At 43.6% G+C, this 23,452-nt stretch carries 14 protein-coding genes; all 14 read left to right on the top strand.

What is annotated here, in order from left to right; translation table 11 throughout:
- Positions 1–61: 61 nt before the first annotated feature.
- The 14 genes from ACWB0I_RS05170 to ACWB0I_RS05105 all read left to right on the top strand — a co-directional run bounded on the left by ACWB0I_RS05170 (position 62) and on the right by ACWB0I_RS05105 (position 22,887).
- A complete protein-coding gene (locus tag ACWB0I_RS05170; protein ID WP_479386972.1) occupies positions 62–2,338 on the top strand; it encodes a GumC family protein in 2,277 nt (758 codons plus the stop codon).
- 203 nt (positions 2,339–2,541) lie between these two features.
- Positions 2,542–3,876: a UDP-glucose dehydrogenase family protein gene (locus ACWB0I_RS05165; RefSeq protein WP_479386971.1), complete on the top strand. Its 1,335-nt coding sequence runs from the start codon at positions 2,542–2,544 to the stop codon at positions 3,874–3,876.
- Positions 3,877–3,924: 48 nt separating this feature from the next.
- The gene (locus ACWB0I_RS05160; protein WP_479386979.1) at positions 3,925–5,238 is read left to right on the top strand and encodes a nucleotide sugar dehydrogenase; all 1,314 of its coding nucleotides are present in this window, start codon (positions 3,925–3,927) and stop codon (positions 5,236–5,238) included.
- Positions 5,239–5,290: 52 nt separating this feature from the next.
- Positions 5,291–5,488 carry a hypothetical protein gene (locus tag ACWB0I_RS05155; protein ID WP_479386970.1) on the top strand — a complete coding sequence of 66 codons (198 nt, stop codon included), beginning with the start codon at positions 5,291–5,293 and terminating at the stop codon, positions 5,486–5,488.
- Positions 5,488–6,363 (top strand): PHP domain-containing protein, encoded by an 876-nt coding sequence (locus tag ACWB0I_RS05150; RefSeq protein WP_479386969.1) that lies wholly within the window; start codon positions 5,488–5,490, stop codon positions 6,361–6,363. The genes ACWB0I_RS05155 and ACWB0I_RS05150 overlap by 1 nt, the downstream gene beginning before the upstream one ends.
- Before the next feature lie 240 nt (positions 6,364–6,603).
- Positions 6,604–9,951: a WD40/YVTN/BNR-like repeat-containing protein gene (locus ACWB0I_RS05145; RefSeq protein ID WP_479386968.1), complete on the top strand. Its 3,348-nt coding sequence runs from the start codon at positions 6,604–6,606 to the stop codon at positions 9,949–9,951.
- A 158-nt stretch (positions 9,952–10,109) separates the two neighbouring features.
- Entirely contained in the window at positions 10,110–12,893 is a 2,784-nt protein-coding gene (locus ACWB0I_RS05140) for a TonB-dependent receptor (RefSeq protein ID WP_479386967.1), read from the top strand.
- A gap of 23 nt (positions 12,894–12,916) precedes the next feature.
- Positions 12,917–14,056, top strand: a complete 1,140-nt coding sequence (locus ACWB0I_RS05135; protein ID WP_479386966.1) for a DUF4876 domain-containing protein — start codon at positions 12,917–12,919, stop codon at positions 14,054–14,056.
- 1 nt (position 14,057) lies between these two features.
- A complete protein-coding gene (locus ACWB0I_RS05130) occupies positions 14,058–15,512 on the top strand; it encodes a hypothetical protein (protein ID WP_479386965.1) in 1,455 nt (484 codons plus the stop codon).
- A gap of 51 nt (positions 15,513–15,563) precedes the next feature.
- Positions 15,564–18,185 (top strand): YCF48-related protein, encoded by a 2,622-nt coding sequence (locus ACWB0I_RS05125; RefSeq protein ID WP_479386964.1) that lies wholly within the window; start codon positions 15,564–15,566, stop codon positions 18,183–18,185.
- Positions 18,186–18,366: 181 nt separating this feature from the next.
- Complete coding sequence (locus ACWB0I_RS05120; protein ID WP_479386963.1) at positions 18,367–19,257, top strand: ABC transporter ATP-binding protein; 891 nt, start codon at positions 18,367–18,369, stop codon at positions 19,255–19,257.
- Between the two features lie 8 nt (positions 19,258–19,265).
- Positions 19,266–19,937: a hypothetical protein gene (locus ACWB0I_RS05115; protein ID WP_479386962.1), complete on the top strand. Its 672-nt coding sequence runs from the start codon at positions 19,266–19,268 to the stop codon at positions 19,935–19,937.
- Complete coding sequence (locus ACWB0I_RS05110) at positions 19,934–21,169, top strand: DUF4857 domain-containing protein (RefSeq protein ID WP_479386961.1); 1,236 nt, start codon at positions 19,934–19,936, stop codon at positions 21,167–21,169. Before ACWB0I_RS05115 ends, ACWB0I_RS05110 begins: the two co-directional genes overlap by 4 nt.
- A 395-nt stretch (positions 21,170–21,564) precedes the next feature.
- Entirely contained in the window at positions 21,565–22,887 is a 1,323-nt protein-coding gene (locus ACWB0I_RS05105) for an alkaline phosphatase family protein (protein WP_479386960.1), read from the top strand.
- Positions 22,888–23,452: the final 565 nt, after the last annotated feature.

The raw sequence follows: 23,452 nt of genomic DNA, 5'->3' as shown, positions 1-23,452 counted from the left end.
TAAATCGATCATATAGAGTTTTGGTGAAACCTTAAAAAAGAAAAAGAAAGGGGCCCTTGCCTTGGAGCCAAAAGTTCCACCAACATTTGATTCAGATTTGTGGGAAAACGAAGAACAACCGTTACATTTAACCGATTACATTCGCATCCTTTATCGTGGCCGCTGGCTTATTGTTTTGTCGTTTCTGGCCGTATTTTCTGCCACGGTAATTTACACCTTTACCACAGCGCCAACCTATGAGGCTTCTACCACCCTGCTCATTGAGAGTAATGATTCCATGGATCGCGCCTTATTTAATTTAACCACCTTTGGTTCTCAAACCAATATGTTGAATAATCAGATCGAAATCTTGAAAAGCCGTAATGTAGCCGAACGTGTGGTGCATCGATTGGAAAATTCTACCTTTCGCGATTCCATCAGCTTCTTCCGGCCCCTGGAAGATGGTACCGAGCTGACCTTTGAAGATCGAGTTCATATTTTAATGAATAATCTGGAAGTTGAACCAAAGCGCGACACGGACATCATCACCTTAACCTATCAGGCCGGCAGCCCTTTTGAAGCGGCTTTTCTGGCCAACACCATTTCCGAGGAGTTTGCTAAACTGAATGCCGAGACCAATCGGCTGGAAGTAACCGAAATGCGTAAGTTTATTGAAGATCGCCTGGCGATTAAGGCCAAAGAACTCAAAGAGTCGGAAGAGCAATTAAGAAAATTTCAGGAAAAAGAGAAAATAGCCAGTCTGGATGCCGAAACCCAGGAGCTGGTCACACGACTCTCCGAAACCGAATCCATGTTAGAACAGGTGCGCATCGATTTAAATACCAAACGCGAATTGAAAAAGAGCCTGGAACAAAGATTAGCCGAACGCAAACAGACCCTGCCAGGCAATTTGAGTGAAATTTCCACACCCTACATTCAATCTTTACAGGAAGAACTGGCCCAAATTGTCGCTGAACGCACCAGCTATCTTACAGCCTTAAAGTCAGAGGCGCCGACCAACAAAAATGAATATTTCGAAGCCCAGCTGCGCATCTATGATGAACGCATCAACGCTTTAAAAAATAAGATTCGCGAAGAGGCAGCTAAAATTGCCAATTCCGGCATGATTTCTGATCCCCTGAAAATTTCGCAGGAATTGGTGACTCAATTGTTGAGTCTGGATGGTGAAATTAAAGCGGATGAAGCCAAGGTCGCCTCTCTGGAACAGGTTCTGGACAAATACAACCAACGGCTGGAAAATTTACCGGACCGAGTGTTGCAATTGGCCAGACTGGAGCGCCGGCGTAAGGTCGACGAACAGACCTACATGATGCTCACTCAAAAATTGGAAGAGGCCAAAATTCAGGAATCGGCGCAGGCCAGAAATGTGAAAATCATTGATCGGGCCGTCAAACCCGTGCGCCCGGTAAAACCAAACAAACGCATGAACCTGATGCTGGGCGCCCTATTAGGCCTGGGCCTGGGCGTGGGCATTACGTTTATGATTGAATATTTAGATCGCTCTGTGCGCAAACCGGAAGACCTGGAACGCCTGGGCTACAATGTGCTGGCCACCATCCCTAAAATAGAGACAGAAAAAATCGAAAAGGCGCAATTAAAACTGAATGAAAGCGCTAAAATTGAATTCCGTCTGATTACGCACATTGATCCCAAATCCCCCGTTTCCGAAGCGTATCGCACCCTGCGCACAAATTTGCAGTTCAGCAAAATTGAAAAAGAACTGAAAGTCATTTTGGTAACCAGCGCTGGCCCTAAAGAAGGTAAATCGACTACGGCGGCTAATTTAGCCATTGCGCTTTCCCAGGCGGGTAATCGCGTTGTATTGATTGATGCCGACTTACGACGTCCTATTCTACACTCTGTCTTTGGTACCGGCAGGGATGTGGGCTTAACCAACTATCTGGCCAGTAGCGCCTCGTACGAAGAAATCTTTAAAGATACGGTTGTGGAAAACTTGAAATTGGTAACCAGCGGAATTCTGCCGCCAAATCCTTCGGAACTGCTGGCTTCTCAAAAGATGGAAGATTTCTTGAATCGCTTGCAGGAACAGTTTGATGTTGTGCTGATTGATAGTCCGCCGGTGATTGCCGTCACCGACGCCACGGTGCTCAGTACCAAGGTGGATGGCACCCTGCTGGTTGTTTATGCCGGCCAGACCGAACGCGATGCCATTAAGCGGGCCGTGAATATGTTGAATTCTGTGGCCGCCAGAGTGTTAGGAATCGTGCTCAATGGCTTTGACGTACAGGGCATTTACGGTTCGTACTACTATTACTATTACCACCACTATTACGGTGGTGAACGCGGTTCCAGATCAAGAAAAAAATTATTTCATTAAATAAACTCGTAATTTGTGATCTAATTTAAATCTTTGACAGAAATAAATATTAACTTTAGCGATTCCAATTCGTTGATTATTTAATTAAAATAGACATGTCTTCTAAATCAAACGAATAAATAAAGAAATATTTCTGGTTAAGTAATTAAAAAAATTTTCCGATAACACAAGATGTGCGAAAATGAACGTGAAAGGAGTAAAAAATGAGAGTTGCAATTATTGGTACAGGTTATGTTGGCCTTGTTGCCGGAACCTGTTTTGCAGATGTTGGTAATGATGTCATCTGTGTTGATAAAGATCGAAACAAAATTGAAAAATTAAAAAATGGTGAAATACCAATATACGAGCCGGGCCTGGAAGAAATGGTCAAACGCAATATGGATCAGGATCGCCTGTCGTTTACTACGGATATTAAAGAAGCCGTTGAAAAATCAAGAATTATTTTCATTGCTGTCGGAACACCTCCAAAAGAAGATGGCTCGGCCGATTTGCAGCATGTGCTGGCTGTGGCGCGGGACATCGGCAAAAACATGAACGGTTTTAGAATTATTGTCAATAAAAGCACGGTTCCAGTGGGTACGGCAGATAAGGTTAAGGAAGAGGTTCGCAAACATACCAAGCATGATTTTGCGGTTGTTTCCAATCCTGAATTTTTGAAAGAAGGAGCAGCCATTGAGGATTTTTTAAAGCCCGATCGTGTGGTGATCGGGACCGATAACGAAGAGGTGGCGGAAACCATGCGCAATTTGTACGCACCTTTTGTGCGCACTGGTAAACCAATTTTGGTTATGGATATCCGCAGCGCCGAGCTTACTAAGTATGCGGCCAATGCCATGCTGGCCACCAAAATTTCCTTCATCAACGAAATTGCAAATCTGTGCGAAAAAGTAGGCGCCGATGTGGACATGGTACGCCGTGGAATTGGTGCTGACCGCAGAATTGGCCCCTATTTTATTTTCCCCGGCACAGGATATGGCGGTTCCTGTTTTCCAAAAGATGTTAAAGCTATTATTCGTACAGCCAGAGATTATGGCATGCAATTACGTATCTTAGAAGCCGTCGAGGAAGTCAATAATCGCCAGAAAACCATCATGCTGGAAAAAATTAAAAATTATTTTAACAACGATTTAAAAGGAAAGATATTCGCGGTTTGGGGGCTTTCATTCAAACCGAATACCGATGATATGCGCGAGGCGCCGGCCATTGCCTTGATTCGTGCCCTGGCTAAGGAAGGCGCCAGAATCCAGGCCCATGATCCAGAAGCGCTTAAAGAAGCGGAATGGCGCTTTGAAGACCTGCTGAACAAACAGGTTTTTCTGGTAAAAAAACGCTACGACGCTCTGGAAGGCGCCGATGCTCTGATTATTATGACCGAATGGAATGAATTCCGCGAACCCGATTTTTACCTTATTAAAGAGATGTTGAAAAAACCAGTCATTTTTGACGGACGAAACCTTTATGAACCCAAACGAATGGCCAAGATCAGTATTGATTATTTCCCCATCGGACGTCCATCGTCTTTAAAGTACAAGAAATAATGGCCTCGACTTATTACCTTGTGTATTACTTAAAATGGAGATTGTATGATGGATTTATTAAACAAAATTAAGAATAAAGAAGCGGTTGTCGGCGTGGTAGGCCTGGGCTATGTGGGCCTGCCCCTGTTAATGGAATTTGTCGATCAGGGCTTTAAAACCATCGGCTTTGATATCGATTCTAACAAAGTTGAAAAGCTGAATGCCGGTCAGTCTTACATCAAACACATTGACGAAAAGCGAGTAAAAAAGGTTCGGGAAACCAAGCTGTTTGAAGCAACTACCGATTTTGCACGCATTAAAGAGGTCGATGCCATTTTAATCTGCGTGCCTACTCCCTTAACCAAACATCGCGAACCGGATTTATCGTACATCACTGGCACGGGAGAGACCCTGGCTAAACACATCCGGGCCGGTCAATTGATTGTCCTGGAAAGCTCAACCTTTCCAGGAACAACAGAAGAAGTGCTGAAACCTATTTTAGAAAAATCGGGCCTTAAAGGCGATCGAGATTTTTGGGTAGGGTTTTCCCCGGAACGTGAAGATCCGGCCAATCCCAAATTCAATACTCGAACCATTCCCAAAGTGGTGGGTGCCAATAACGAATATGCCCGTGAATTGATCACAGCCCTGTACGATCAGGTGATTGTCAAAACGGTTCCGGTTTCATCCACTCAGGCGGCCGAGGCGACCAAATTGCTGGAAAACATCTTCCGCAGCGTCAATATTGCCCTGGTCAATGAAATGAAAATGATCCTCGATCGCATGGGCATCGACGTGTGGGAAGTCATTGAAGCGGCTTCTACCAAACCTTTTGGTTTTATGCCCTTTTATCCTGGTCCTGGTCTCGGCGGGCACTGTATCCCCATTGATCCTTTCTACTTAACCTGGAAAGCGCGCGAATATGAGATGAACACACGTTTTATCGAGCTGGCCGGCGAGGTCAACACATTTATGCCCTATTACGTGGTAAATAAAGTGGCCGATGCTTTGAATGATCGGGCCAAAAGCATAAAAGGCTCCAAAATCTTAATCCTGGGCGCAGCTTACAAAAAAGATGTGGACGATCCGCGTGAATCTCCTTCCTTTAAATTAATGGAAATTCTGGAAGAGAAGGGAGCCCATGTGGATTACAACGATCCGCTGATTCCTGTTTTGCCTAAAATGCGCATGTACCATGTGGGCCACAAAGAGAGCGTGGAATTGACAGCGGAAAATATCCAAAAATATGATTGTGTGCTGGTTTCAACGGATCATTCGGCCTACGATTGGCCATTCATTGTAAAAAATGCGCAATTGGTGGTGGATACGCGCAACGCCACCAAAAACGTACTGGAACATCGGGATAAAATTGTAAAAGCTTAACATCAAAGGCGGACTTGTCCGCCTTTTTTTATGTTTGATGGAGGATTGGGAGATGAAGAAAATTGAAATCGAATTACCAGAATCGTTGTATCTGGAGCTGGAAAAACTGCGAAAGGAAAGTGGATTATTGAATTTTAACGATTTTGTAATCGCCATTTTGCAAAACTACCTGGAGCAACAGGACCCTGTGCAAAAAGAAAAGAGTGCATCGGATATTGAGCAGCGCCTGAAAGATCTGGGGTATATGTGATGGCCGTTGACCTACACCTGCACACTACGCATTCCGACGGTTCCTTGAGTCCGGCAGAATTGATTTCTCTGCTAAAAGAATATGACGTAAATACCTTTGCCATTACCGATCACGATACCATTAGCGCCATAGAAGAGGCCGATCAGCTGTCCCGCGACCATCAAATGCGTTTGATTCCCGGAGTGGAGCTGAGCATTGAATACCCCTTGCCGGGCAAAGCCCACCTCCATTTACTTGGGCTATTTATTGATATTAAGAATCCTGATTTCAAGGCTGCATTACAAACATTGAGAGAAGAACGTAAAAAACGGGCGCGTCTAATCGTACAAAAATTAAGGGAGATAGGGATCTTGCTTCCGCCTGCCAGAACGGAAGAGCTGGAAGCCAAAGAGAGCGTCGGCCGGCCGCACATCGCGCGCCTCCTCCTTCACGCCGGGCTGGTTCATACTATGGAAGAAGCATTCCAAAAATACATTGGCCGAAACGCACCGGCCTATGTCCCTAAAAAGAAATTTCAATTAACCGAAGCGATAAACTTAATCCACAAAGCAGGGGGCCTGGCTGTTGTTGCCCATCCTGTCAGCCTTGGGGCCAGAACCTATGAGGAGCTGCGCAAACGGCTGAATGCCCTTCTAGCCCGCGGTATCGATGGACTTGAAGCTTACTATTCGTTACACGATTCGGAGTTGACCGCTTTTTTACTCCAGTATGCCCGGGAAAACGAATTGGTTGTTTCCGGTGGTTCTGATTTTCATGGAGAAGCCAAAAAAGAAATCAAGCCTGTAATTGGCACGGGAAATTTAGCCATCCCCGAAACCATCATCTCCCAATTGGATGCCTTTCATAACCATAAATACGGTGCAAAAGCCAGGTAAAAAACGAGTAGTATTTTTTTTGACAATATCTTAATTTTATTGTTAACTTCTCTATCATGTTCTGTTGTTCCCAATATGAACCGTCTGTCTGTTTTTGGATGTAACAGAATCAGAGAAAAGATGAAGGTGTGTTTTTGGGTGAGCGGGCCTTCCATTGGATGAATTATTTACGCTGTTGGTTGAACCTACCTGCGAATAGGAGCCATTCTTCCGCTCACTTGTGTTTAGGAAGGGCAGGCAATGAAGCTTAAAGTATGGCTTTTTATTTTTATCTTGTTGTCAGGTATTTTCCTGATTCTTCCATTGATTCTCAATTATACTGCTGAAGGGCCAAAGTTTAACCGGACCTTGTACGAGCAGGAAAGGTCTGAACCCCTCTCACGCCCCGATCATCCGGATCAAGCCGCTCTGGAACAAGTTGTATTGCGCTCACAGATTGGCAAAAAGTTTTCATATCCTTCCAATTGGCGTTTTCGGGCCTTTCGTCAGGCAAAACAACAATATCATCTTTTTTCGGTAACCAATACCTTAACCTGGAAAGACCGCGGGCCGTCAGATATTGCCGGCCGGGCGCGCGCGCTGGTTATACATCCACAAAATCCTGACCGCTGGTGGGTAGGCGCGGTGGGTGGAGGAATCTGGCTCACCCAGGATCGGGGGCAGAGCTGGACCTGCCAAACAGATGACATGCCCGTTTTGTCCGTTTCTACCATTGCCATCTGCGATTCGCAACCGGATATCCTCTACGCCGGTACCGGCGAAGGATTTTTTAATTACGATGCGATTACCGGCGACGGCATATTCAAAACAACCGACGGAGGTTTAAGCTGGTTGCAACTGCCTTCCACCAGTGAGGCCTACGACTTCCGCTTTGTAAATCGTATTGTGGTCCATCCCCTCCACCCTGATACTTTGCTGGTAGCCACGAAAACCGGTGTTCTGCGTTCTCTGGATGGGGGGCAAACCTGGCAAAAAGTTTTTGACATCGGGAAAAGCGTTCAGCAGATTGTCTGTAATCCATTACATTTTAACACGTTATTTATTACAACCTGGAAAGGGGGCATCTATCGCTCCATTGATCTGGGAGAAACCTGGCAGTTTGTGAGTGATTCTATTGAAAACCCTACTCGCATTGAACTGGCCATTTCGGCGGTAGATACCAATTTTGTTTACGCAGCAGCGGCCGACACCGCTTATGCCCTGTTGGGGTTGTTTAAATCGAGCGACGGTGGAAAAACCTGGCACAATCTGGGAAATGCGGTTAATTGGCTACAATCTCAGGGCTGGTACAATAATACCCTTCTGGTTCATCCCTTTGATCCGGAAATTGTGTTCGTGGGCGGCGTCGATCTGTACAAAATTGATACTCATAACAATGGCTTTAGTTACGAAAAACTGAGCAGCTGGTACTACAGTTCTGCTTACCCCTATGTTCATGCCGATCAGCACTGTATTGCGGTCATTGAACATCCGGATTCTACTTTTGAAATGCTGGTGGCTAATGACGGGGGAGTCTTTTATTCTTACAATGGAGGTAAAAGCTGGGAAAGCCGCAACAGGGGCTTAAACATCACTCAATTTTACGATGCAGACAGAAATCCTGAGGCTGATCAGTACATTGGCGGCACGCAGGACAATGGAACACTGGTTTCACCAAAAAATCCATCGCCGACCAGTGCCTGGGCCAAAAAGATCGGCGGCGACGGATTTGACTGCGCCTGGGACGACCAGAACGCCCAAATAGTTTACGGCACGCTTTACAATTCTAAAGTTTACAAATCAATAACTTCCGGGGACTATTTTAAGCTAAAGGACAATGGCCTGCCAGAGAGCAATATTTTCCACACGCCGCTGGTCATGGATGCGCACAATCCCAAAAAATTGATTACCGCTTCGGATACCAATAAAATTTACATCAGTTACAATGGGGCTGAGAGCTGGCAAGCGGTTGATGTGCATTTAGGCGGCTACCGGTGGATTAAATTGGCCATTTCCGAACGAGATTCGAATATTGTCTGGGCCGCTACTTCGTCTTTTTACATCAATGTTTCCACGGATGGCGGGAAAAACTTTCGAACGGTTTCCAATCCCGATGAAAATTTAAATGCCTACCTCACTGGTCTTGCCACTTCGCCCTTTGATAGCGCCACAGCGCTGGCCCTATTTGGCGTTTATGGCTATGGAAAAATCTTTCGAACACGCAATCTGGGGCAGACCTGGGAAGATATTACGCACAATTTGCCGGAGGTTCCGGTTCACTGTGCGCTTTTTATGCCTTACGATTCCAGCCAGATCTGGATTGGTACCGATATCGGCGTTTTTGTTTCGTACAACAGCGGCCAGAGCTGGTCTTATTTTGATCGAAATTTGCCTGCGGTGGCGGTGCGTAGCATGAAAATAGTGGGACATCAAATTGTGGCTGCCACGCACGGTAGAGGGGTGTGGACGCTGGATAATGATACTCTGCGCACTTACAATTTGCCGGTCAAAGAACCATTGCTGGCCGATTTACCTTTGCCCAATCCCAATACCGATTCTCTGAGAATCAGCTTTTTTACGCAAGGCGCCTACGATTCATTAAAAGTGTTCGTAAACGATGTCCCCAGGGTAACCCTGTTCAACTTAAAAGCCTATGTGGATACCTTTGCTTACTGCGCCGTTCAGCGGCCCGCTGTTTTACAAATTCATTTAGCAGGGTACAAGGAAGACTCGCTCTATGTATCGCAAACAAAATCTATTGAAACCTTTGAAACACGCGACAGTCTGTACCTAAATTTTGAAGACGGTAAAAATCCCTTTGAAGGGGATTTTATGGTTTCGCTGGAAAAGGGATTTACCACTGCCACCTTGCACACAACCCATCCCTACGCCGATGATAAGGAACATATTGCTCTATTGCCCTATCCTCTTCTTGTTTCCGACAGTTTACGTTTGACGTATTTTGATATTGCAGTAGTGGAACCCGGCGACAAAGGGTTCTATTACCCCTATCCGCAAATGTGGGACTATGTAACCGTTGAAACCAGCACAGATGGCCTTAGCTGGAATATGGTAATAGAGCCTTACGATGCCCGATGGAACAACGAGTGGTTGAACGCTTTTAAAGAAAAACGCGCCCCAGCTTCAAATTCGTTCATGAAGCATGACACCTTATTAAGCGCTTTTTATGATGCTGGAACTCAAATCTACCTGCGATTTCGTTTACATGCCGATCAGGCAACCAATGGCTGGGGTTGGGCCATCGACGAGCTTTTTGTAGGGAAAAATTATCCCACGGCGCTGGCTACGTTCGGACAACCAGCCTATCAATTCAGCTTACTGGGAAATTATCCTAATCCTTTTAATAGCACAACCATAATTCAGTTTACCTTGGAACAAACTGATGCCGTTACAATCTATATTTACAATACGTTAGGGCAAAAAGTTCGTACGCTTTTAAAAGAAAAAATGTTGACTCCTGGAAAAGTGCACGCTGTGCTATGGGATGGTTTGAATGAGCAGCGACAGCCGGTTGGATCCGGTCTCTATTTTTGTAAAATAATTAGCAGAAAAAATGTGGCAATTCAAAAAATGGTTTTGTTAAAATAGAAGTAACGGCGTGAGATCGTATAATTTTCTAAAAAAACAAGAATATATGGATTAGAATAAAAAGGGTTAGTAAAGATTAGAAACTTTCTATTGAAAAGTTAAAATTATATTATTAAGTTAGGACAAATAAATATAAATCTGAGGCTGTGAGAAAAATAATGCACAGAGTCCTGCTGGTTATTGCCTTATCTATTGTACCTCTTTTTGCCCAGAGCCAGACCGGTACGATTATGGGCACCATTGTAAAAACGGATAGCAATGAAAAATTAGCAGGAGTCATTGTGCGCATCGAAGGCCAAAATGTGTCCACCAAATCGGATGAAAATGGTGAATTTCTCTTTTCCCGCGTACAGCCAGGCAGCTATTATCTGATTTTTATTAAAAAAGAATTTTATTCGCTGGTCATTCCCGAAGTAAAGGTTAGCGCCAACCAGATCACACGTCTGAAGGTGACTATGTACCCTGGGAATGAAAATGAATTTTTATTTTTAGAAATCGGTGGCATTCAGGTGACGGCACAAAGAGACTTATTACCCCAGGAACCGGAAACCATCCATCGCATTACCAGTGGAGAGATCGAACACATGCAGGCTACCAGCTTAGCCGATGTGTTGGAAATGATCCCGGGTAATGAAAAGGCGACCAATCTGGGGCTCAGTCGCAAACAACAGATCAATCTACGCAATCTGGGCGATGTGGGTTCGGCCTTTGGAACGAAAATCATCTTAGACGATGTGCCCCTTTCCAACAACGTGGATTTGCAAACCGGCGTGGGCGTGAATTACGGCACCAAAGTACAGGCTACTGCCGAAAACGAATACGACCTGCGGGAAATTGTGGCCGATAATCTGCAACGTGTGGAGGTGCAGTCCGGCGCCACTTCAGTTGAATACGGGGACAATACTTCCGGCGTCATTGTGGCTACCACGCGCACGGAAAACGTTCCCACGCGTCTCAAGGTCAAAAATAATCCGGATACCAAAGAAGCTAACCTGATGGGCAGCTTCAGACGCTGGAACACCTATTTTGTTTACAATTTTAATTACGGTTTCAGTGAACGGGATATTCGCATTCAAGGAGATGAATTTCATCGGATTGCAGCTGATTTGAAAGCCAGCAATTATTTTCTGGAAAAACGGCTAAAAGTAACCCAGGGACTGCGTTTTTCCCGCAAAATTGAAGAAGACAATGATGAATCCGATCCCAACAAGACAAGAGCCTACAATCGGGATTTTCACATCACCTATTCGCAAAGGGTTAATTTTAAGCGAAGCAAACAGACCTCCTTTTACATGCGCAATTTTTTAGACTATAAACGGCGCAACAGCTGGAAACACAAATTGGAAACACGGGATTTAGGATATGCAACGAATTTAATGGGACCGGGTACCATTGAGGGTATTTTTGCCGATCCGGTTTATTTTTCCGATGTGCGCACTATTGGTGATGAATGGGCTTATGGTTTTAAGGTAAAATTAACGCATCGCTTTTTTACCGGTCGATTTTTACACCGTATTTTAGCAGGTAGCGAGTACCAGAGCGAGTGGAACAACGGACCGGGCAAACAATTCGATTTGCTGCGGCCTCCCAATGGGGGCGGAAATATTCGACCGCGTTCATTCAGCGATATTCCAGGTATTACTCAACTCTCTTTCTTTGCCGAAGACCGCATAACGGCCAGGATTTTGCTTCCTGCTACATTCAACTTTGGCTTTCGAATCGATAGCTATAATCCGCGTGGATTTGCACCGTTTAATCTTTTCAATAAGCAGGATGTTTTTAAAGCAAGGCAAGGGACTTTTGTAAATCCGCGGTTAGGCCTTAAGTTGAAACTTTTTAAGCATACCCAATTGCGTTTAACTTTCAGCAAGGCCTCTAAAACACCGGCTCTTTCAACACTTTATCCGGAAAAATATTACCTGGATGTGAACGATATTGGATTGCAACATCAAACGCTGGCGGATGGACGGGATACCACCATACAGGTACCGCTGATTACGACTTATGTGTACGATCGAACCAATGCCCGACTAAAAGGCTATCAGAGTACGAAATATGAAATTGGCCTGGATCAGAAAGTGGGGAAGTTCGCTTTTACATTGAATGGCTTCTTGCAAAAAACACATGGTGTCCCTAAAAGACTGGCATATCCACTTATTTATTATCGGTATGAATGGCCAGATTGGCCGAATAAAGTTGTTAAAAATCCAATAGAAAAAATATTGCTCATTACGTCCCGTTATGGGTTTTCTCGAAATGTGGGATGGGTAAACAATAGCGGTCTTGAATTCCTGGTGAGAACGCACCGCATTGCAAAACTCAATATGCGTTTTTTAATCAGCGCCGCCTACACGTTCAGTCGATCTGGTACAGAAGATAAATTTCCGCTATTTGCTTCTACTGCACGGAATTACACAGCCGGCGACACCTTGCCAACCGGTTGGGTCGTTCCGGAAGACATGCAAATTTTGCCTTATTACAAACCGACCACAAGCTGGAGACAAAAAACCATTATCAACTATAAAATCGACTACATTGCCAAAAGTTTGGGTATCTGGTTAACATTTCGGGCCCAACAAGTTTTGTGGGACAGGTACCTTAGCATCGGCAATGCAACCACACATGCATTGGGTTACTACAAGGACGGTCAGTTAATACCAATCGATGCCGAAACTTCAAGCCTGATGCGCCTGGATCGTTCTTTTTCAGAGATTAATACTTCGGTTGATGATAGTAAACCCAATGATAAATGGTTGTTTAGTATCATTGTCAGCAAATCTCTTTTCAGGGGCGCCGAAATTTCTCTGTATGTGGAAAATATTTTTAATGATCTGGCTTATTACAAAACGCGTTACGACAGTTACGCATCGCGCAACCCTGAAATGTTCTGGGGTGTGGCCTTTAGCGCTAAATTGAATGATTTGTTAAAAGTAATGCAGTAGAAAATTTTGAGGGGATCGGGTGCATGTTAAAGAACATTGGTTTGCTGGCTATCGGCCTTTTAATGCTGGCCTGCGCAAAAAATCCGCCCACTCAAAATGACGGCAGTTTGCAATTGCGCGCTATTTTAGTTGATCAAAGCGGATTGATAAAGACTGACCCCGAATTGGGATATGCGCCATTAATCAATGCCAAAGCGACCTTAAAATCAAACAATTATTATGAAAAACCGGGGGTACCTAAAACGTATGTGGCCTATGCGGACAGCCAGGGCGTGGTGGAGTTTAAGAATTTATTACTGGGCAGCTATACCCTCACCGTTGAAAAGGAAGTGATTGTGCAGGTTGGTAATCAAGGTCAGAACGACACTTTAACCCTGCGGAGTAACAAATTGCTCGAAATGGTAAACCAGACTTTTGAGGATACGGTAAAAGCCCATTTAAGCGCCCCATCTTCTCTGGTGATTAATGAAATTTACTATTGTGGTCCTAAAAATAAAGCGTTCTATTTTTACGATCAATTTGTTGAATTGTACAATAACAGCGATTCAACGGTTTATCTGGATGCGTTGATTTTATGCCGCGGTGTACAAAGACATAACCCCAATCAGGACTCAGTGGATTATGTGCAGGTAATTTACATCTACCAGTTTCCTGGCGAACCGAAAACCGGTAGGCAATATCCTTTAGAACCGCATCAGTACGTGGTTGTAGCTCAGGATGCGATAGACCATTCGCAATACATCGATACGGCTCTGGATCTGTCCGATGCCGACTGGGAATTCTACAATCCATATGGCGCCGAAATCGATAACCCCGCTCCCAATGTGGTCAATGTTATTCCGGCAAACTCGACCGATTTCATGATCAATTTATCACACAATTTTGTTCTCCTGGCTGATGGAAGTGATTATTACCCGGGTGAAGTTTCGGAATATGGCTATCAATACTATCATGTCCCGTTAAATACCATTCTGGATGGCGTGGAATACAGTTCGAATCCCAATTCACAAAAAGAGTTAACCGTTCGCGTCGATGCCGGTTTTGCTGGCGTAGGCATGAGTAAATATAGTGGGAAATCGGTGCAAAGACGTCAACCCGGCTTTGACACCAATAACAGTAGCCTGGATTTTATTATTCTGGATCATCCTACACCGGGATATTAACATGACAAAATCTGTTTTTACTTTTTTAATTTTACTGATCTTATTGTTTGGTCAAAGTAAGGCGGGTAATATTTACCGCTGGCCTCTCGGAGCTATCGAAATCGCTATCCCGGCCAATATTAATGAACTCAATCTTTACCACTTCAGCCAGAACTCTGCCTGGCTGCAGGCCGCTGATTCTACGAATTGGATGACCGTTGCCTTGAACAGCCAAAATTCATGGGGTAAGCTTCGACGCTGGTGGGATGCCTATGGCGTTCATAAAAACAGTGTGTATTTTTCCGGACAGAAACATGTAGCGGACAATCAGGCATTTTACGGCTCGGTGGCCTATAATATGGACTATTTGACCGGAGTAAACCGCGCCATAGAAATTGAGCCTTATGGCCCCGACCCATTTGTGCCCTGCGATTCTGTAGAAGGTAATTTTTCTTACATTGGGCCTCAGGTGGAGGTGGTCTTTAGCCATAAGGTGCTAAAAAATGTGTGGTGGGGTGCAGGATTGCATTATCAAATTTACCGCGGACTCAAAGAGGTCTATTCCATGCCGGAAATCATAAGACGAAAGATCCGCACCGATCTCAGTTTGGCCGTCCGTTTTAGCCCATCCGTTGTGCTGGGCTTTTCTCTGAGGCCGTTTGATGTGCTGGACATCATCAAAATCGAAAAACAGCCCGATGGCACCAGCCCGGTTATCTTTCGTTACAGAGGCGAGTTTATTTTTACTGCAGCTACTAGTACAGACGACCGGAATACGCGTACCAAAGGCATAGAGGCAGAGCCTCAAATCATGTTCGATTTTGCGCGCTTGAAGGGGGTGGTTCATGCCGGTTACAAATATGGCTGGCAGGAAGTGTACGATAGTCCCCTTGTGCGTAAATATGATGGATATTACTATGGGCAAAATTACTATTTTTCCACTGTATGGCGCTATTTTTTTACAAAACAGTTAAATAGTGGTATTACATTACGCTATCGGTTTCGCTATTTAGAAGATTGGGCAGAAGAGCCAGTTAAAAGGCTGGCCATCTATCGTTCCTTTCAACGCTTTCATGAATTAGCGGTCGGAGTGTCCCGTCGTCTGGGCGCATTGCATCCTTTGATCCTGGCCCTGGAAGGCCGTTATCATCACCTTGCACCTGACAAACGGGATTATCTGGCAAAAGTTTTTCGACATAAATCAATCAAGGGCTTTACATTAAAAATGGGTGCTCTGTATTCTCCGTATCCGCGCTGGTATGTGCATTCAGCCCTATGGTATCAGGTTTATCATGAACCAGACATCTGGAATTACTACGGAGATTACCAGGGGCCAGGAGGATTTTTGGGGATTTCTTTTCATCAAATGAAATCGATCTGGTTAATAAACCTCGAGTTTGCCGGAAAGAAAGGGATTGCGCGCCATCGTTCCAGGGACCAGATTAATTTACAAATTGAGTTGCGAAAATTCTTATAAAGAAATTTCACTTAGGTCATTTGTTTTATCTAAAAAGAGGAGGACTCAGGTATGCGGTATGTGTTTCAAAGTATTTTGGTGCTCGGGTTATTTGGCCTGTTGTTTGGCCAATCCTGGGAGGTAGTACAAATTGGGAATATGGAATATTATCCCAATAACGGCGTTTTTTTTAATGCGGATACCGGGCTGTATGTGGGGCAGAATGGCGCTGTAATGATGACCACGGACGGCGGAGAGAGTGGGGATATTGTGCATTTTCCGGAGTACGAAGGCGCCCCAAGCTGGACGGATGTTGGTTTTGCCAATAATCTGGTAGGTTATGCCTGCGCTGCCAGCGGCGGCTTTATCTACAAAACAGAAGATGGCGGTTACACCTGGACTCAGGTTGGCGATACGGCTCAATTTACATTCGACTTAAACGCTATTGCAGTGGTCAATGAAAATACGGTTTATGTGGCAGGTGATGACGGAGTATTAAAAACAACCGATGGCGGTGCCACCTGGACTATGAGTGATTTTTCGTTTGAAGTAGGCGGCAGTGTTCAGGACCTGGATGGAGGTATTGCGTTTTGTAACGAAAATGTGGGCGTCGTGGCTACCGATGCAAACAAAGGTGCCACCTGGTACACCCATGATGGCGGACAAACCTGGAATTTTGTACAGCTTACGTTTCCCGGAGGAGTTAGCAAACGTTTGTACGATGTAGCCGCTTATGGCGATTCAACCATTGCGGTAGTCGGTTACCATTTTACGGTATTCCTGTCTCAAAATGGTGGAAAATCCTATGAACAGATCGCCAACTGGTCAACAGACTATGTGCAATTCCGCACGGTACAATTGCTGAACGAGACCACGGTTATTGCCGGCGGATCAGATGGACATGTAGCAATAACTACCGATGGCGGTGCTTCCTGGACTGATATTGACATCCCGGCAGCCCATACCATTCAGTTTCTTTCCTTTCTGGATGTAAATACGGGCTATGTTTTTGGACAGGATGGGCAGTGGTTTAAAACAACCGATGGCGGAGCCACTTACTCTCCTTTACTGGAATGGCCCAATGTAGATTTTAAAGGCCTGGCCGTTTCGCCTGCCAATACCATTCTTGGAGTTTGTTTTAGAGGTGATGCAACCATTAGTACAGATGGGGGGTACAATTGGACCTATCCGGATAATCAATTGATCGGTGGAATGGCTACCTTGTATTCGGCTGATTTTGCCAATGAAAATATCGGTCTGGCAGGCGGTTACCATGGCATATTATTTCGTACTACAGATGGAGGATTAACCTGGCAGCAAATTCCCAATCCGATGGATGAAGATGATAAAAGCATTTATGTGGTACGTTTTGTGGATGAAAATCTGGTTTTTGCTGCGGGCAGTAAAGGTTACATTATGAAATCGGAAGATGGCGGCCAAACCTGGGCACTGGTTGGCAATTCCGAAACGAGTAGTATTTATGATTTGTGGCCTGTCTCCAGTAAACAAGTATTGGCCGGTTGTTACAGCGGTAAACTACTGGTCTCAACGGCAACGCTGGATTCTTTCTATCTGAAGCATGATTATGGTTCAATGAAATTAAGGGGAATCGAATTCAAAGGCGACAACGGCGTAGTGGTTGGAGAAAAAGGTTACATCTTTCACACAACGGTAGCCAATTGGGATACTCTGGAAGAAGTGTTTACTGAGCCTGACGGCGATGACTTTTATGGCCTGGCTTTTGTAAATGATACTCTGGTTTACGCTGTTGGCGAAAAAGGTAAAATTTATTATTCCATGGATGGCGGTCTTACCTGGCAAAAGGATGATAGTGTAACCAGCAATAACCTGGAACGCGCGGAATATGTTAATGGGAAATTGTGGGTCGTCGGTTCGGATGGTATTGTTTTGAAAAAAGATTTTGAACCGCAAATAGCAACCGAAAATCTGTTTATTAATGAATTTATGGCTTCCAACGATACGGCCTTTGCCGATGAATACGGTGAATACGATGACTGGATTGAGATTTACAATGCGAATGATTTTCCTGTAAATATTGGAGGCATGTACATTACGGATGATTTAAGCGATCCTACAGCCTTTCAGATTGCTGATACCCTACCCGAAGCAACAACAATTCCGGCTAAAGGTTTTCTGGTGCTGTGGGCGGATAAACAACCCGAACAGGGCGTTTTGCATGTGAATATTAAGTTAAAAGGCTCTGGAGAGCAAATTGGTCTTAGTGAATTCTTTGAAGGGAATTACCGTTTTATTGATTCGTTAACGTATGATGAACAAACCACGGATATCTCCTATGGGCGTAAAGATGATGGTAGCGATGAATGGGTCTTCTTTAGTAAGGCTTCTCCTGGCGAAAGTAACGCCAATGGTATTATTGTCAGCATTGGTCATTCTTCAGGAGCGACGGTTTCTGAATATTTACTGAAACAAAATTATCCCAATCCATTCAATCCATTAACGACGGTTGAGTTCTCTTTAAAGAAGGCAGGCCAGACGACTTTAACTGTGTACAATGTTTCCGGTCAAAAGGTTGCCACATTAATTAATAAAAAATTAAATGCTGGCGTTTACAAAGTCAGAATAGATTTCAGTCACTTAGCCAGTGGTGTTTATTTCTACGAATTGAATAGCGGTAATTTTAAAGCGATTCGCAAGATGTTGCTTGTCAAATAAGCTTTTGAAGATTAAGCGCCGTTATTTCCATAACGGCGCTTAATCTTTATTTGTTGATCAGACGCAACGCTGAGATAGCTGATCTATCAACATTTACGGTTGGCTCATTCAAAAATACAATTTGATTTTGATCTTAAACCATTAATGCTCCTTAAATATTTAAAATTAAATGAGGAAAGCAATGGAAAATGTCGTCGAATGTGTTAATTTAACGCATTACTATGGAAAACGATTAATTTATGAAAATCTAAATTTTGTCATTAAGAAGGGCAGTATTTTCGGCCTGTTAGGAAAGAACGGCACCGGTAAAACAACGACTATAAATATCCTCCATGGCTACTTGAAACCACACTCAGGGCATTGTTATATCTTTGGCGAAGATTCGCAACATTTAAGTCCCCAAACCAAGGCGCGGATGGGCTTTTTGATGGAAGGACATATTCAATACAATTTTATGACTCTGACGCAAATTGAGAAGTTCTATTCTGCTTTTTATCCTAAATGGAAAAAGGAAGCGTATTATGATCTGATGGAAAAATTGGAGGTTGCCCCCCAACAGAAATTATCCACCATGTCTTGCGGCCAGCGTTCACAGGTTGCCCTTGGACTTATTTTGGCCCAGGGCCCGGATCTGATGATACTTGATGATTATTCCATGGGCCTGGATGCCGGATATCGGCGATTGTTTCTGGACTATTTAAAAGAATATGCTCTGGGCCGCGATAAAACTATTTTCATTACTTCACACATCATTCAGGACCTGGAAGATCTGGTGGAAGATATTGTAATTCTGGATTACAAAGGCGTGTTGCTTAGCAGTACGGTAAAGGAATTTAAAGCCAATTTCAAGCAATTTGCCTTCGAACTCCCGCAGGGCCACAATGTGCATTTAGGAAAGGATGAGGTAATCGCCAATTTTGAAATCTTTAAAACCAGAGGTGTTGTGTACTCTTTTCAAAGCCAGGAGCGAGTAACCGAGCACCTGAAAAAATTGGGCGTTCCTTTTAAACATTTACAGCAGGTGCCCATGACCCTGGAAGATGCCTTTATCGGTTTAACAGGAAAATATTAGGAGTGGACATGGTAAAAGCGTTATTTTACAAGGAGTGGCTTAAAGTTCGCTCGGCCGTATTTATTTTAGCCGGCCTCTACATCGTTCTGATTTTAAAGATCGCCCTCGAAGTTTCTTACCAAATTCGATTTGCTGAGGCAAATAATTACTGGTATCGGGTGATCGTGATGGGCGAATTGTTTTTCAACGATTTAAAATTTTTCCCGGTTTTAATTGGCCTGGTAATCGTATTTACACAATATTTACCCGAGATAAACGCCAGTCGTTTAAAATTGACACTACACCTGCCGTTAAATGAAAATACCATCTTATTGTTTATGGTAGGCTTTGGAACAGTGGTAATTTTGGGCATCAATTTGCTAGGTCTGGGCTTATTTTCCCTGATAACGGCGAACATTTTCCCATGGGAGCTCTTGCTCAATGTCTGGATTACAATAGCTCCCTGGTTGCTGGCTGGCTTTGCGCTTTACTGGGCAGCGGCCGCCATCTTTGTTGAACCGATCTGGTTTAAGCGCATCATGCTTATTATTTTTTCTATAGGTTATCTCTTCTTTCTGTCCTACAATTCGGAATACAGTATGTACAAACATGCTTTGCCCTGGTTTACCATCGCTTCGCTGTTTTTTAGCGTTACTATCTTGTATACGGGACAGCGTTTTCGTAGAGGAGTGGAAAAATGATAACAAAGATAAGTAGACTATTCATTATTTTGATCGTTATCCTGGTTTCGGCCGTTTATATTCCGGAATATTATTGGTTGAGTTTCGAGAAAAAGACACCATCGCCCATGGCTTATTACAGTCCTGTGTTAGAGGACTATCTGATTGCTCGCTACGACAAGGGATTTTATTACCAGACCAGAGAGGGGAAAAAGATTACGCGGGATCAAGCCGATCCTCTACTGCCCTTATTCAATTACCGTATTTTAGCGGCCAGAGGTCAAATGCCAGATTCCATAAAGGGCCATAAAATCGATTTACAAGAAGTTCGTATGAATAATCTGTTCATGCGTATTCGCCCCGATCATATTAATACTCCTGTAATCTCTCTGTATCCTCTTATGGAAGCCAATCCTCCGCGTTTAACCCTTAGTGTACCGGAAGATTTTTTTAGAATCACCTCGCGGGGTATTGAATTCATTAATGCAGCTACAAATGAAATCAATAAATTAAAATCGAAACGATTTACCAACGCTTTAAAAGACCAGGGATTTATTTTCCCTGCGCAAAAGGTATTTGGCAATATTACTACCCGAAAACCATTTGATGAAGGATTTTTTATTGTTGACCGTAAGGGTCAGCTTTTCCATTTAAAAATGGTGAATGGGAAACCAGTTTGCCGAAACACACACAAACCGGACAGCATTGAGGTGCGAGTCATCTTTGTTAATGAACGGGACCTGAAAGAATTTTATGGTGTAGTTATCGACAAAAAGAATCAGGTCTATTTTTTAATGTATGATCAATATCGATTTCAACACATTCCCATCACCAATTACAATCCGGATGAAGATAATCTCTTCATCTTTGGGAACCTGCTTTATCGTATTTTTAATATTAAGAAAGACACACAGTTGCTTTCTTTTACGACAAATCGTAAATACCAATTAATCGATACCTATCAGGAAAATTGGCCCGGATTCTACCAATCCACAGCGGGGTTGTTCAGCCGCTATCTTTTTCCTTTTACTTTGCAGATTCGAAAAAATACTACTAATTTTATAAACTTCTATTTTGACGATTTTTCTGTGAAGGCCATCATTTTTAACATGGTGCTTATTTTGTTGGCTGTACTCATATTTAAGAAGCGCAAACAAAAAATTGGGAAGAGCTGGTTAGACCTGGTCATTGTTTTAGTTACGGGTATTTATGGTTTAATTGGTGTTTTATTGTTTGAACCGCCAGTGGAGTAGAAAGTTGTTAACTTTATGCAAAATTAATTTTTGGGCGTTTGATTTTTCAATGACGATCTGTGTTTCTGGAGTATGACCTGGTGGTACAGCGATAGGTTTTGGTGCGATCTTAACTGTGATTCGGAGGCATCCAGCCACGCAGGTTTCTGTTTTGCTTTGCAGCTGCCTGATGAGTAAAGTAGCTGGACGGGCATTGATCCATTTTTAATCAGTTTATTCATTTGTGATTTTTCATTGCTGGATGTATAAATATCCTGTAAAAGGTCTGAATATCCATTCAGGATTCAGGCACGATGTGATGCTACCAGGAGTAACGCTTACCTGTTTTATTAATCCCTTTTCTGTCGTATATTACTCCTCTGTTGTAAAGTAATTTGGAACGAGACAATAAAATCATGAATGAGCGTAAGCAAGTAGTCATCATCGCCCTGGATGGCGTTCCGTTTAGTCTGTTACAGAATCTGCTTGGTAAAGGCCTTATGCCCAATGTCGAGGCTGTAGTAAACAAAGCGGAATTTCAAAAGATAGCCTCTGTTTATCCCCCGCTCTCTTCTGTGGCCTGGGCCTCGTTTTTAACAGGAGCCAAACCGGCAGAGCACGGGATTAGTGGATTCATTGAACGCGATCCCGGTTCTTTGGAGTGGTTTGTACCTAACGCCCGACACCTTAAGAAGAAAACAATATTGCAATTACTGTCCGATGCCGGAAAACGTGTGTTTAGTATGAATGTGCCGCTTACTTATCCTCCAACAAAAGTGAATGGTATTGTAGTGAGCGGCTTTTTGGCTACGGATCTTTCGAAAGCAACCTATCCCCAGGCTATTGGCCCATTTCTGAAGATCAGGGGATATCAGATTGACGCTGATGTGGAAGCAGGCAAGAAAGATTTAAAACGCTTTTATCGACAACTTATGGGCATAATGGAAAAGCGGTTTGAAATGCTGCACTACTTTTACCAGAATGGGCCGTGGGAATTTTTCATGGGCCACATCATGGAAAGCGATCGTCTGCACCATTTTTTCTGGAAATATTACGAAGAAAAGGTTGAACCTTATTCCAGCTACTTTTTAAGTTTCTACCAAACATTAGACCGGCTTTTAGGGCAATTTATCAACGAATTAGCAGAAGAAGCAGCCTTAGTTTTGCTTTCTGATCATGGCTTTACGCGACTTAAGCATGAGGTGAACCTGAATCGCTGGCTGATAGAAAACGGCTACCTCTATTTTAAACAGGCACCTCCGCAAAACCTGAAGGACCTGCATGAATTAACAACGGCTTACAGCTTGTATCCCGGGCGCATCTACATCAATCTAAAAGGTCGTGAAAAGACAGGGAAAATCCGGCCTGGAATTGAGTATGAACAGGTCTGTAATGAGATCAGTGCAAAATTGTTGCAGTTAAAAGATCCACAGGGCAATCCAGTCATTAATAAAGTAGTGCGGGGATACGAGGTCTATGGCCACCCGGCTGGGGAAGATCATTCGCTGTTTGTGGATCCTTTACAAGTCAAACACATTCCGGATTTGTTTGTTTTGCCTGAAAAAGGCTATGATTTAAAAGGCCATTTGTGGAGGAAAAACATTTTTGATCAAACCATCTTCTGCGGGACGCATACCTATGATGATGCATTCCTATTAACCAGTGGGTTGTCTTTGACGCAGACTCCAGAGGACATTTCAGAAATCTTTTATTTAATTAAAAACTATTTTGAGTTCTAAGTTAGAAAGGCATCTAAGACAAAAATTGATTTAAGGCCAAGAAGATAAAAAGTTACAAAGGGTGCAAAAACTTTTATCAGCGGATTACGCAGATAAAAAAACAAAAAAATTTTATGGCCTCTCTGTCTAAGGTAGCACAGCCGCCACCTTAAAAAAACGCAAAGGGCGTCCGTCATGCTGCCGGACAGGCAAAGAAGTAATTTTAATTAAAAATTAAGAATTTCGAATTAATTTATGAAAGGGCAAGTGTTGCTCAGGCGGTGAGGGCCTGTGCCGGCATGTCATTCTGAATCCTGCTCCATGGGGAGGAAGAATCCCTTCCCCTGGCAGGACAAATTTTCCGTTGGCGCTGCAAGGTGTATATGTGTAAAAGTTAAGTGTGTAACAGTTAATAGTTACATATCACAAAAATTTTCGCATCCTTTTTTGGCGGGATTAGAATACTTCCTTCAAAACTTATAATCCCGCTTAGCGGGATGCGAAAATTTTTATGCTGTTTTAGGGAGGACGTGTTGAAGAATTGGTTTAAATTATTTCTGCGAATATCTGCTAAATCTGCGCCAAA

This window comes from Caldithrix sp., from assembly GCF_056497305.1.
Note: the sequence above shows the minus strand (reverse complement) of the source record. Positions and strands in the feature narration are given on the sequence as shown.